This window comes from Photobacterium sp. GB-1, assembly GCF_003026165.1.
Lineage (GTDB): Bacteria > Pseudomonadota > Gammaproteobacteria > Enterobacterales > Vibrionaceae > Photobacterium.
Window position 1 is genome coordinate 88,825 of record NZ_PYOB01000002.1, and the last position, 12,301, is coordinate 101,125.

General features: G+C 39.7%; 13 protein-coding genes. 7 read left to right on the forward strand and 6 right to left on the reverse strand.

Annotation, left to right across the window (positions count from 1 at the left end):
• Position 1: 1 nt before the first annotated feature.
• Positions 2 to 769: a ribonuclease H family protein gene (locus C9J45_RS03070; RefSeq protein ID WP_107245992.1), complete on the reverse strand. Its 768-nt coding sequence runs from the start codon at positions 767 to 769 to the stop codon at positions 2 to 4.
• 118 nt (positions 770 to 887) lie between these two features.
• Here C9J45_RS03070 and C9J45_RS03075 point away from each other — a divergent pair, with 118 nt between their 5' ends.
• Positions 888 to 2,147 carry a mechanosensitive ion channel family protein gene (locus C9J45_RS03075; RefSeq protein ID WP_107206284.1) on the forward strand — a complete coding sequence of 420 codons (1,260 nt, stop codon included), beginning with the start codon at positions 888 to 890 and terminating at the stop codon, positions 2,145 to 2,147.
• A gap of 86 nt (positions 2,148 to 2,233) precedes the next feature.
• On the opposite strand, the gene C9J45_RS03080 is transcribed toward C9J45_RS03075, so the two are convergent.
• The gene (locus tag C9J45_RS03080) at positions 2,234 to 2,824 is read right to left on the reverse strand and encodes a putative adenosine monophosphate-protein transferase Fic (protein WP_107292132.1); all 591 of its coding nucleotides are present in this window, start codon (positions 2,822 to 2,824) and stop codon (positions 2,234 to 2,236) included.
• A 2-nt stretch (positions 2,825 to 2,826) separates the two neighbouring features.
• Complete coding sequence (locus C9J45_RS03085; RefSeq protein ID WP_233217621.1) at positions 2,827 to 3,051, reverse strand: YhfG family protein; 225 nt, start codon at positions 3,049 to 3,051, stop codon at positions 2,827 to 2,829.
• A 236-nt stretch (positions 3,052 to 3,287) separates the two neighbouring features.
• Between C9J45_RS03085 and C9J45_RS03090 the strand changes: the two genes are divergently transcribed.
• Positions 3,288 to 5,654 (forward strand): YgiQ family radical SAM protein, encoded by a 2,367-nt coding sequence (locus C9J45_RS03090; RefSeq protein WP_107287112.1) that lies wholly within the window; start codon positions 3,288 to 3,290, stop codon positions 5,652 to 5,654.
• Positions 5,655 to 5,865: 211 nt separating this feature from the next.
• On the forward strand, positions 5,866 to 6,831 hold the full coding sequence (locus C9J45_RS03095; protein WP_107206471.1) for a phospholipase A: 966 nt from the start codon (positions 5,866 to 5,868) through the stop codon (positions 6,829 to 6,831).
• Between the two features lie 61 nt (positions 6,832 to 6,892).
• On the opposite strand, the gene C9J45_RS21620 is transcribed toward C9J45_RS03095, so the two are convergent.
• Positions 6,893 to 7,048 carry a hypothetical protein gene (locus C9J45_RS21620; RefSeq protein ID WP_198038405.1) on the reverse strand — a complete coding sequence of 52 codons (156 nt, stop codon included), beginning with the start codon at positions 7,046 to 7,048 and terminating at the stop codon, positions 6,893 to 6,895.
• A 176-nt stretch (positions 7,049 to 7,224) separates the two neighbouring features.
• The gene (locus C9J45_RS03100; protein WP_233217620.1) at positions 7,225 to 7,968 is read right to left on the reverse strand and encodes a YggN family protein; all 744 of its coding nucleotides are present in this window, start codon (positions 7,966 to 7,968) and stop codon (positions 7,225 to 7,227) included.
• Between the two features lie 221 nt (positions 7,969 to 8,189).
• Here C9J45_RS03100 and C9J45_RS03105 point away from each other — a divergent pair, with 221 nt between their 5' ends.
• Positions 8,190 to 8,669 (forward strand): NYN domain-containing protein, encoded by a 480-nt coding sequence (locus C9J45_RS03105; protein WP_005368538.1) that lies wholly within the window; start codon positions 8,190 to 8,192, stop codon positions 8,667 to 8,669.
• A gap of 71 nt (positions 8,670 to 8,740) precedes the next feature.
• Here C9J45_RS03105 and C9J45_RS03110 read toward each other — a convergent pair whose 3' ends face one another.
• Positions 8,741 to 9,421, reverse strand: coding sequence for a cation transporter (locus C9J45_RS03110; RefSeq protein WP_107206281.1), 681 nt, complete (start codon positions 9,419 to 9,421; stop codon positions 8,741 to 8,743).
• Between the two features lie 158 nt (positions 9,422 to 9,579).
• Here C9J45_RS03110 and C9J45_RS03115 point away from each other — a divergent pair, with 158 nt between their 5' ends.
• The 3 genes from C9J45_RS03115 (at position 9,580) to aqpZ (ending at position 12,252) form a co-directional block, all read left to right on the forward strand.
• Positions 9,580 to 10,464 carry a LysR family transcriptional regulator gene (locus C9J45_RS03115; protein WP_107206280.1) on the forward strand — a complete coding sequence of 295 codons (885 nt, stop codon included), beginning with the start codon at positions 9,580 to 9,582 and terminating at the stop codon, positions 10,462 to 10,464.
• 211 nt (positions 10,465 to 10,675) lie between these two features.
• A complete protein-coding gene (locus C9J45_RS21710; protein WP_233217622.1) occupies positions 10,676 to 11,200 on the forward strand; it encodes a UDP-2,3-diacylglucosamine diphosphatase in 525 nt (174 codons plus the stop codon).
• Between the two features lie 362 nt (positions 11,201 to 11,562).
• On the forward strand, positions 11,563 to 12,252 hold the full coding sequence (gene aqpZ / locus C9J45_RS03125; RefSeq protein ID WP_199188050.1) for an aquaporin Z: 690 nt from the start codon (positions 11,563 to 11,565) through the stop codon (positions 12,250 to 12,252).
• Positions 12,253 to 12,301: the final 49 nt, after the last annotated feature.

The window sequence follows — 12,301 nt, forward strand, 5'->3', positions numbered from 1 at the left end:
TTTAGCCCGCTCTTAGGGCTAAAATCACTTTAATATCTAAGGGTTGCTGATATAGTGAAAACGCAACCTCGCGCTCATCTACTGCGAGAATAGACATCCTATCAGCTAATTCATTGCCTTCGATGCCGACGTGTCCATTCACATGGTAAATTTGGATCATATCTTTAATTGTCTGATAGCGCTCAAACATTGGTTGGATCAAATCTAGATTTTTGATCTCCCCCCCTGCTTTTTTCCAACCATTATTTTTCCACGATACCGCCCATTGAGTAATACACTGAATCGAATAACGTGAATCACAAAATATCGCGACACTTATGCCACCTGCAATATACTTTTCAGCTTGGAGTAAGGCTTGATATAACGCATTTAGCTCAGCGGTATTATTGGTGCCTTGCGGGTTATATAAACCAAACCACAATTCATTTAATTGGTTTTCTCGATACAGAGCTAAACCTGAACCTGCTTTACCGGGATTAGGATCACAACCGCCATCAGTAAAGATTTTAATCTCTGCTTTTACTGCAAGTACTTGCTCTGCGGTCAAAGAGCCTTTACTCGTTTTAACGGCTTTTGCGGTATTTTTTGTGGCAGCGGATGCTCTATATGTGGGAACTTTACCACCAAAAGCAACTTGCGCTTCTTCTTGGCTAGGAAATGACTTGTATTTAGCACCAGTGAACTTGTCCACTTGCTGTTTACAACTCGCCCAATCGGTATATATTCCCGGCTCTCGTCCTTGCCATACAACATAAAACTTTTTCGCCACGTCAATCTCCAACACACATCATTGAATATTCAGTTATATACTAACAGTCATTAGCTATTTTTTTCAGGTATGATGCGCTAATAGTTTATTATTAAATGTAATCAAATGGAGTGAGTCTGTGAGCAAAGAAGTTAGAGTTGATATCGCGCACATTTTATCCGAAATTGGTGTCAATATTGAACCGCATGACAATATATCAACAGTATTTTTCTTAGTGTTATGTGTTGGAGTCGCTTTTTTTACTTATGTGATCGTTCGCTGGGGATTACTGAAAATTGTCAATACCATGCTCAGGCGATCAAAGGCCTCATGGGGTTCAGTAATCGTCAAACATGCGGTGTTTGAAAAACTGTCACTGATCATTCCTGCCGTTGTGCTTAACTTACTCATCCCACTAGTACTTGATAAACATATTATTCTTAGTGGATTAATAGACCGTCTTCTAAGTTTATGGCTTATTTTGGCTCTTATTCGAAGTAGTTATGCTTTTTTAGATGCCAGTAATGATATTGCCGATATCAAATTAATGAGCCGTGATCTACCAATAAAAAGTTTTGTTCAATTATTTAAGTTAATCATCTTTTTAATTGGTTTTATCATTGCTATTTCAGTACTCGCCAATCGCTCTCCCGTTTATTTCTTAAGTGGTTTAGGTGTTGCGACAGGTTTAGTGTTATTAGTCTTCCGCGATACTATCTTAGGCTTTGTTGCTGGTATCCAGTTATCAGCAAACCAAATGGTAAAAGTAGGTGACTGGATCCAAATGGATAAATATGGTGCTAATGGCAGTATTGAAGAAGTCTCATTAACCACGGTAAAAGTGAAAAACTGGGATAACACCGTAACCAATGTTCCCGCTTATGCGCTGGTTCAAGATTCTTTTATTAACTGGCGCCAAATGCAAGAATCAGGTGGTCGTCGCATTAAGCGCTCTGTGTTAATCGATATTGATACCATCAAGTTTATCGACAGCAATGATGAAGCACAGTTAGCAACAATAAATTTTGTACCTGCAATTCTGACAAAGAAAAAACAAAACCTACCACCAAATACTGGCTTAACCAATGTTGCGATATTTCGTGGTTATCTTGATGTATATCTCAAACAACATCCTCAAATACGTCAAGATATGACTTTTCTTGTACGTGAATTAGAGCCGACCCCCAATGGATTACCAATCCAAATTTATGTTTTTGTGAATGATACGCGATGGGCTTTTTATGAAGATGTGCAATCAGATATTTTTGACCATATCTTTGCAATGATCCCTAAATTCGGTCTAGCGGTTTACCAAAGCCCGGCAGCATCAGATGTTAGAAGTTTGCAACCACTTACGGCAATTGAACAACAGTCTATCGCTGAAAAACAAAACTTTTAATTATCGAACTTAGAAATGGCAAGCGATATAACGCTATACTCTCAGCGTTTATAGCTTGCTGTTTTACTCCGACAGTTACAAATACATTAAGGCGTTACCACACAGCGCCTAAATATATCCTGCATCGGCTTATAATTGCACACGACCCCTTGAATATTCGCATTAAGCCACTGCTCTGCGGTTACGCCACTAAAATTAATGTTATAGCCACAATTAATTACTATGTGTTCAAACAGTATTCGCTGTGTCCGCCCATTTCCCTCTCGAAAAGGATGTAATACATTGATATCGCAATAATATTGTGCCAATCGCTCAATCAACTCTTCAAAGGGTAACCCGACCAGATAACGTTCAGCTTCAAGTTGGTTGAATAAACGAGTGGTTTCTTGCGGTAAACGACTCACGTGACAAAAACGTGTATCGTCTTTTGATATATCAACCGTACGGCACTGACCCGCCCACTCAAACAAATCATCAAAAAGCCATTTGTGTAGCTGACAAAAATACGCGAAATCATAAGGTGGTGAGTCAAATTCAATTCCCATCGCCGCCAATATATTAAATTGAGTTTCTGCCTCATCAAATAAAGCTTCATCTCTAATATTGAGCTTATTAATCAATACATAAGAATTTTCGTAAGTATAAGGATCTTGATCTGTACCGTACTTATCGTCCACATTCACACCTTTTCAGTGTTCTCTTGTTGATAATACCTAATCAGTTGCAGGCGCAATGCATTACGCTCTCGCGTATTTTTTATCGGTGAAGGCACACGAATGTCATAGCCTTCTAACCGCATACTTTGCGTAAAGTTAGCCATTTTAACTTGCTCACAATAGGCATGCTTATCTTCAAAGCTTGTTAATATCGGCAGCGATTTATTCTCCTGCTCATTAGTCTTCATCCATTTTCTCACTTCTCTTTTTTCGTCCATTGTAAACATTTTTATGTTTTATGATTCACAGTTCATTTAATACATCTAATTTAACGCTCTATATGAAATATTTTTAGCATAGTTAGCTATTATAAAAATGATGTTTCAGGAATGATTTATCCATAAAAATTCTCTGGTTTTATAGGGGCTAGTCAGTGATACCGCTAACCGTTATAATTCCCGCCTCAAAATATAGAGGTCAAAACATGCACACGAAAGTAACACCTATTGATAGCTATCCTAAGTATTGGGCTGAATGCTATGGCACAGCACCATTTTTACCGACATCTCGTAAAGAAATGGATGCGTTAGGTTGGGATAGCTGTGACATTATTATTGTTACTGGTGATGCCTATGTTGACCATCCTAGCTTTGGTATGGCGGTCATTGGTCGCCTATTAGAAGCCCAAGGTTTCCGCGTTGGTATTATTTCCCAACCTAAATGGGACAATAAAGATGAGTTCATGAAACTGGGTAAACCAAATCTCTTTTTTGGTATTACCGCCGGTAACATGGATTCGATGATCAACCGCTATACCGCCGATCGTAAGCTTCGTCATGATGATGCTTACACCCCGAACAATGAAGGGGGCAAACGTCCCGATCGCGCAGTACTCGTATATTCTCAGCGCTGCCGTGAAGCATTTAAAGACGTTCCTATTGTATTAGGTGGTATTGAAGCGAGCCTTCGCCGTCTTGCACACTATGATTACTGGTCTGACAAAGTCCGTCGTTCAGTATTAATGGATGCAAAAGCCGACATTTTATTGTTTGGTAACGCTGAACGTGCACTGGTTGAAGTTGCGCACCGTTTAGGCAATGGCGAAGATATTAAATCATTAACGCGTATCGCTGGTACTGCGGTAATGGTGAAAGAAGTTCCTGAAGAGTATAAAGAAATTGACTCTTCACGTATTGAAAAGCCCGGCCGCGCAATGGTAATGCCAAACCCATACGCAACCGAAGAAAACTGTGACACTAATAAACAAGAACAAAAAAACGAAGCCAAAGTAGTACGTGTACAGCCGTCACGTCACGATGCAAAAACAACAGTTGTTCGTTTACCGTCATATGAAAAATTAGCTAATGACCGTATTCTCTATGCCCACGCTAGCCGTGTGATGCATTTAGAAACCAACCCCTACTCTGGCCGTGCTCTAATTCAAAAACATGCTGATCGAGAGCTTTGGGTAAACCGTGCACCGATCCCACTCTCAACTGAAGAGATGGATTTTGTTTTCGGCTTACCGTTTGCACGTGTTCCGCACCCAAGCTACGGCAAAGCAAAGATCCCAGCTTATGACATGATCAAAACCTCAGTGAATATCATGCGTGGTTGTTTTGGCGGTTGTTCTTTCTGTTCAATCACTGAGCACGAAGGTCGAATCATCCAAAACCGTTCAAAAGAATCGATTTTGAATGAAATTAAAGATATTCAAGAAAAAGTGCCGGGCTTTACGGGTACTATTTCGGATCTTGGTGGTCCAACAGCAAACATGTATCGTTTAGGCTGCTCTGATGAACGTGCAGAAGCCAACTGTCGTCGTCCATCATGTATCTTCCCTAAGATCTGTGAAAAGCTGAATACTGACCATAAACATACTATCGATCTGTATCGTGAAGCACGTAATCTAAAAGGCATTAAGAAGATTATGATTGCGTCAGGCGTGCGTTATGACTTAGCGGTTGAATCACCAGAGTATGTTCGAGAACTTGTGACTCACCATGTTGGTGGCTACTTAAAAATTGCCCCAGAGCATACCGAAAAAGGCACCCTTGATCTGATGATGAAGCCAGGCATGGGTACCTTTGATCGCTTTAAAGAAATGTTTGAACAATACAGTCAGGAAGCAGGTAAGAAGCAATACCTGATCCCTTACTTTATTTCAGCACACCCGGGCTCCACAGATGAAGACATGCTTAACCTTGCATTATGGTTAAAGCAAAATGATTACCAGTGTGATCAGGTTCAGAACTTCTATCCGTCACCAATGTGTAATGCAACGGCGATGTATCACTCTGAAACAAACCCACTGAAAAAAGTAAAATATAAAGGCCGCGAAGATTTATCTGTTGCTAAAGGTGAACGTCAACGTCGCTTACACAAAGCACTATTACGTTATCATGATCCAGCTAACTGGGCATTGATACGTGATGCACTCATTTCGATGGGCAAAAAGCACTTAATCGGTAATCGTTCAAGCTGTTTAGTTCCACCACCAGGAACTGAAGCTGAGCTAACCCCAGCAGAGCGTCGTGGCTCAGGTCGCCATGGTTCTAAGCGATTTGCGACTAAGCATCCAAATCAACCAGATATCCGTAAAGATGGAAAGCGCAGCCCAACACCCCGTAACGGAAAGCCAACAGTAAAAGGTAAACCTTCAGCCAATGGAAGACCTACGGCTAATGGTAAACCTGAAGGGACAGGTAACCGAAGTGAGACAAACGGCAATAAGCGCCCAAATAACGGCAACAATGCAGGTGTCCGTAATGGCAAACCTGCAGGTAATAAAAATCGCAACGGAAAGGCAGGTCGACCAAATAAACCGACACGCAGTCGAGCTGGCGCTTAATATTCATTAACATAGCCCGTTACAAAAAACGCCACTTCTATGTGGCGTTTTATTTAACCAAATATTGACATTTGGTATGTATAATAGATAGTAATTGATACAAAACAAACTGTTAAAATCAGCTTGCTTAACTGTTATGTAACTTGCCTGCACTTATAATTAGGGACGTCAATTACTTGTGAAACCAGTATATAATTTCTGTTTATTAGCGATGTTTACAGCCCCTTGTGTTGTGACAGCGGCACCTAATGACGACTATGAGGCATGCTTATTGGATGCTGTAAAAAATCAAAGCGGTGATTTAAAACTTAGCCAAATCCGTAGTCGTTGTGAAAAATTAATAGCTGAGGCTAAAAAAATCAGTAACGAGCCTATGATCTCACAGCGTTTACAACGTGAACGTGAGACTACGTTTGATCCGTTTGTTATTACACCTCACCGTATGAACTACTTCCTTCCTGTTACCCTCACTGACAGTATTAATCGTGATGCTTATAACGGTACAGAATGGGATAATCACTTAAAGAATGCTGAAGCTGAATTCCAGATAAGTTTTAAAACACCATTAAACTACGATGATTTACTCATTGATGGCGATGGCGTATTTCTTGCTTTCACATTAAATTCTTACTGGCAGGTATATGCTAGTGACATTTCACGCCCATTTAGAGAAACCAACTATCGCCCTGAAATGTTTTACTTAGCGCCTACACCATGGAAACCTCTTGGTGGTAATACATGGGCAACAATAGGTATCGAACATCAATCAAATGGTCGAACTCAAGGGTTATCTCGTAGTTGGAACCGTGTATATACCGACTTCATCTTTGAAAAGGGAAATTTTGCCTTCTCATTTAGACCATGGTGGCGTATTCCTGAAGATAAGAAAAAAGAACCCACCTCTCCATCTGGTGATGACAACCCTGATATCGAACATTACATGGGGCATTACCAAGTCGGTGTGGTTTACAAGTGGGATGACTATGAATTCAGCTTTGTTGGACGTGAAAACTTTGCCTCTCATAAAGGCTATGGTGAAGTTGGTTTAACTTTCCCGCTCTGGGGTAAACTGCGCGGCTATACTAAATACTCAACAGGCTACGGCGAAAATCTGATTGATTATAACCACAAGCAGCAACGTATTGGTGTGGGTATTGCTCTAACTGATATTTTGTAATTATTGGATCTATCATGACGCTTAGTGTTTTCATATTTAAATAAATAAGCGTCATGCTGCTCTAGCGGAACAGCTCGAACCCCATAAAGATAATTGCAGCGCTACCTAATATGGAAAAAAGACCAACAACAACCTTTCTTTGGTTCGTAGGCGACATATAGCGCATAACCCAATAAGCAAACAGTAACAGACCAATTATCACAGCAATCTTCAACATATTTATCCCCTATTGGTCAAAGTGCGTTATTTAATGATGTAAAAATCTTCCTTTAAATACACGATATTATTACTTATTTTCTCTTTTTAGCTTAACACATAGTTCATCTTTAGGACAAAAAACATACAAACAAAAATAGCGCAGAACTGCGCTATTTAAGTAAATAATAAAAAGAATTAAATCTCAAACATTGGAATGCCTTTCAATTGCGGTATCACCTGTTGAAGTTGTTTTTCTTGCTCAGCCAGACCTTCAATAGAACCACATAAACTATCTGCTTTTACTTTCATTTGCTGACTACGTTGGGCCATTTGTTCGCCTAAGCGTGCTTTTAATTCGGAAAATTTTGATTGAAGCTGCGTAAAATCTACATCACCGTTTTTCATTTCATCAGAAAGCGCCGCAAATAAACTCGCTATTGATTGAACACTGACTTGTTTCATTGCCGATTCAAACTCGGTTTTCCAATTAGTATCCATATTAGAAAACACATCAGCAGGCATAACAAACTCACCCTGCTGATTATAAAATTTCTCATTAGCCTGCTGACCAAACTGAGCAATTAACGTTTCAACGTTTTTAAAAGCATCTTGTGAATCAAAACTATTGGCTACTTCACCCAATACATCCGTTGCCATCCCAACGCCTTCTTGTGCTAGTTGTGCCATCTGCGGTAGGTAAGTCTGAACATTGTGGCTATAGGCCTCGACTGCTTTTTGCTGCATTGCCGTTAAATCAATTTTTTCACCATTAATATAAACTTCATTATTTTTATCAATCAGTAACTTAGGCTTACCTTGCTCATAAACAGAAATATTCCCCTTATCAATGTGAATTGGATGTGGCACATCTACAGGGCAACTCTGTGCCAATACTGAGCTTGAACTTAATAACAGTGTGCCGATCAATATCTTGTTCATCACTTTATCTCTTAAAATTATCTCTGCGAGTGATTGCCTTTTTATTAAGACCATAGTTTTCCAATTTTACTCCATATTCCATCGCGATTTGTTGCTTGTAACGACTCGTTATGTTTCTTTGAATAAAAAACCAACAATAACAACACATTGTTCAATAACAGTTGAATTATCCTCGTCATTTCTTCAACATAGCTTTTAAATTCAACCAATTTGGAATTCTCGTGGAAAAAGTGGCAATATTTGTTGATGTACAAAACATCTACTACACCGTCAAAGAAAAGTATCGTGCTAACTTCGACTACAATGCTTTTTGGGCGGAAGTTTCACAAGACAGAGAAATCATCGCAGCTTACGCTTATGCCATCCATAAAGGAGATGAAAAGCAAAGACAATTTCAAAATATTCTGCGAGCGATTGGCTTTGAAGTAAAACTAAAACCATTTATCCAACGCAGTGATGGCTCTGCTAAGGGAGATTGGGATGTGGGTATTACACTAGATGTTATCGAACATGCACAAGATGCTGATCGTATTATTTTACTTTCAGGCGATGGTGACTTTGATTTGTTAGTTGATAAAGTACAGACCAAATATAATACCAAGGTTGAAGTGTATGGCGTACCGGGCTTAACAGCAACATCACTTATCAATACCGCTACACATTACCGCGAAATTGAAGATACCCTTTTACTGGGACGTTAGTCGTTGTATAGCATAATAAATAAGGCCAGCTCTATCAAACAATAAAGCTGGCCTTATCTCGTTTACTCTCTTTATTTACTCATTACATGTGCCATTGGCTGACCATGAATTTCTAGTAGTTCGTGTACTGAAAGCCATACCATTTTTACAGGAACAATAATGAAATAAATCGACGCTAATACAACCATTGTTGGATCGGCATACACTGCATATCCAGCATACTGCGTCATCATTAATAATTTAGCGATAAAGAAACCAGCAAGTACAGCAACACTGATCACCGTGTCCATAATCCACTGTTTTGCTTCAGCATCGGCTAACGCTGATTCAATATTCTCGCTCTTCAACTTAATATAACGGTAAGTCGCATAACAGCCAGTAACACTTACCATACCAAATGCAAGTGCAACGCCCGCATTAATATCACGACCACCCGCTAAAATTGCTTCAACAGCTGAATAAAAAGACCATAAACACATAATGGCAATAACAGAACCTTTAATCGCAATAACAGCAGGCTCAATCATCGCAAATTGAGGGGTTGTCTTATCCACTTCAGGCTTATGAATATAATGCGCAGCACCCAGTGATAACATGGTTAACGCTAAGCTGACGAGTGAATAGGCACCATCAAACACAATTACTAACGAGCCAACAATAGACCCTAAAACAATCCCTATTACTGCAAATGAAAATGATGATATTGTTGACAACAATAGCAATCCACGCTCTTGTTGTATCTTGCTAGACATATATACCTCAATCGACAAATTATTCGTCGTTTTTTGTTGTTGAATTATCCTAGGTACATAATACTGTGACTTAGATTAATAATATAATCTCTGAGCGACAAGTTATTCGTCGCTAATATGAGCATATAGGTTTGTATATTTAACGGGCAAAATTCTGCATGAGAACCAATCAGATTGAGATGTATTTGTATGCAATTAAGACAGGGTCTATTGCAGAAGCCGCACGAAAATTAGGAAAAAGCCGCACTACAGTCAGTGCCGCTTTAAGTGCGCTGGAAGATGAACTCGGTATTGCGCTTTTAAATCGAACAGGAAACCAAATAATTCCCACCAGTATCGGTGATGCAATTGCTAATGATTTCGAAAGAATGCTACTCATTGCCCGTGATATTGAAACCCGCTGTGATCAGCATTTAGCCGGTGTTGAATCCAGCATTCGTATCGCACGTGATGATTCATTACCAGAAGCTGTGTGGCGTAAACTACTGCGTGATATTCGTAAACAATTTCCCCAAACCAGTGTCTCTATTTATAGTGCTCCGCCACAAGAACTAGAAGAAATGGTGACCCAAAATCTTGTTGATGTCGCCTATGGATTATTACCAGATACCCATCAGCTGTCACGCGTCAATCAGATCGATTTAGGTCAAATTCGCATGATGTCCGTTGCCCATAAAGATCATCCGCTTAGTCAATTACGTAAAGTGACAGCAGCCGATCTTGAGCGTTTCACTGAAATTGCCGTAGCATACATCGACGAAGAAAACCTGAAAATTGTTACGCCGAAGGCTGGTAAATACATTGCATTATCATTTTACGAACACCTTCGTGATGCGGTGCTAGATCAAACCGGTTGGTCTTATTTACCTGCGATTCTAATTAATCATTACTTGCGCGACGGCACACTTAAAGTCATCAAGTATAACCGAGCAATGAACTGGCAAGCTTATGGTGAGGTTGTAGAAACCGAATCGCGCCGAACACCTGTCATTAAATGGCTTTCAGAGCAAATAGAAGCTTACTTGTTTGATGAAAGTGATTAGAAATTAATTAAATAGCCACTTAAAAGTCATAAAACCGCGATAGCGTTAAAATTCATCCTAAACAGAGTGTTGAGGAATCATGAATATCAATAGCTATCGCACCTTATGGCTATCTGATCTCCATTTAGGTAACCGTGATTGTAAAATTGATTACCTCCTCAACTTTTTAAACATAACCAAGCTGAAACCATTATTTTAGTGGGTGATATTATTGATTTATGGCCTCAAAAAAATCGCTCTTATTGGCCATGCATTACTAAACCTATTACTCGATAAAGCACACCACGATTGTAAGATCATCTACATTCCAGCCAATCACGATGAAAAAATCCGTGACTTTCTTCACTACGATTTTGGTCATATACAACTCGAACGCCAATACACCCATACCACTGCGACTGGAAACAAAAGACTGGTGTTACACGGTGATGAATTTGATGATTTGATCACCATTCATCGCTTTCATAATTATTTAGGAGATAAAGGCTATGACTTCATGCTTTTTCTCAATCGCTGGCTACACCATAGTCGCTGTCAATTAAATAAACCTTATTGGTCCTTAGCTACATATTTAAAGCAAAGGATCGATAAAGCGCACCAAGCTATTGCTCGTTTTCGTCAAGCTGCGATTAGTCACGCAATAAACAATCCGGTTGATAGAATTATATGCGGCCATATCCACCAGCCAGATCTTCAATATTGTGACGGTATTATGTATGCCAATTGCGGTGACTGAGGCGAAAATTCCCCCCTTTTAACTGAAACTCATGATGGTGTAATTAAATGACGACACTGGACAGAGACCCATTGTGAATTAATTGCTGATAGTCGTAACTTATTTAATCAGAATAAAACACAGCCACTTAAGAAAATACCGCATAGTAATCAATGCTATAACTCGCAATTAACTCATTGATTTGTAATGTTTAATCACAAATCAATCACTACACTTAATTACACTTATAGTTAGTCATTCACTTCTGTGAATTCAGATAAATAATGATAATTTATCTTTAAATTAAATGGACACAGCTAGATAGAACGGTGTTTTTAATCCATTATGTGCGTCGTTTTTATAATATCTGGAACAGAAATATGATGAGAAAGTTGGTTGCCGAGTTTATCGGTACATTCTGGTTAGTGCTTGGTGGTTGTGGTAGTGCGGTTTTGGCTGCTGCTTATCCTGACTTAGGCATCGGTTTTCTCGGTGTAGCATTAGCATTCGGTTTGACTGTTGTAACTATGGCATACGCGATAGGTCATATTTCTGGCTGCCATTTAAACCCAGCAGTAACTGTTGGCCTATGGGCGGGTAATCGCTTCCCTGCAGGTGAAGTTATCCCTTATATTATTTCTCAAGTACTTGGTGCTATCGCTGGTGCTGCTGTCCTTTACGTTATCGCAAGTGGCCACGCTGGTTTCAATCTCGCTGGCGGTTTCGCATCAAACGGTTATGGCGAGCATTCACCTGGTCACTACTCATTATTATCTTCTTTCGTTACTGAAGTAGTGATGACATTTATGTTCCTGTTTGTGATTTTAGGTGCGACCCACAAGCTAGCATCACCACAAATGTCAGGTTTAGTTATTGGTCTTGCGCTAACACTTATTCACCTAGTCAGTATTCCTGTAACAAACACATCGGTTAATCCTGCACGTAGTACAGGTCCTGCTTTGTTCGTTGGCGACTGGGCAACATCTCAACTTTGGATGTTTTGGGTTGCGCCTCTTATCGGTGCGGTTCTAGCTGGTTGGGTATACCGTTGGTTAGCACCAAATAACGACTAATATCATTATTACATCAGACACTAAAAAAGCGAGCATCAGCTCGCTTTTT

Coding starts and splice junctions, on each gene's coding strand:
- C9J45_RS21620 (WP_198038405.1), bottom strand. CDS start 7,048: ATGTTGAAGATTGCTGTGATAATTGGTCTGTTACTGTTTGCTTATTGG.
- C9J45_RS03100 (WP_233217620.1), bottom strand. CDS start 7,968: ATGAACAAGATATTGATCGGCACACTGTTATTAAGTTCAAGCTCAGTA.
- C9J45_RS03115 (WP_107206280.1), top strand. CDS start 9,580: ATGAGAACCAATCAGATTGAGATGTATTTGTATGCAATTAAGACAGGG.
- C9J45_RS03095 (WP_107206471.1), top strand. CDS start 5,866: ATGTTTACAGCCCCTTGTGTTGTGACAGCGGCACCTAATGACGACTAT.
- C9J45_RS03090 (WP_107287112.1), top strand. CDS start 3,288: ATGCACACGAAAGTAACACCTATTGATAGCTATCCTAAGTATTGGGCT.
- aqpZ (WP_199188050.1), top strand. CDS start 11,563: ATGAGAAAGTTGGTTGCCGAGTTTATCGGTACATTCTGGTTAGTGCTT.
- C9J45_RS03110 (WP_107206281.1), bottom strand. CDS start 9,421: ATGTCTAGCAAGATACAACAAGAGCGTGGATTGCTATTGTTGTCAACA.
- C9J45_RS03085 (WP_233217621.1), bottom strand. CDS start 3,051: ATGAAGACTAATGAGCAGGAGAATAAATCGCTGCCGATATTAACAAGC.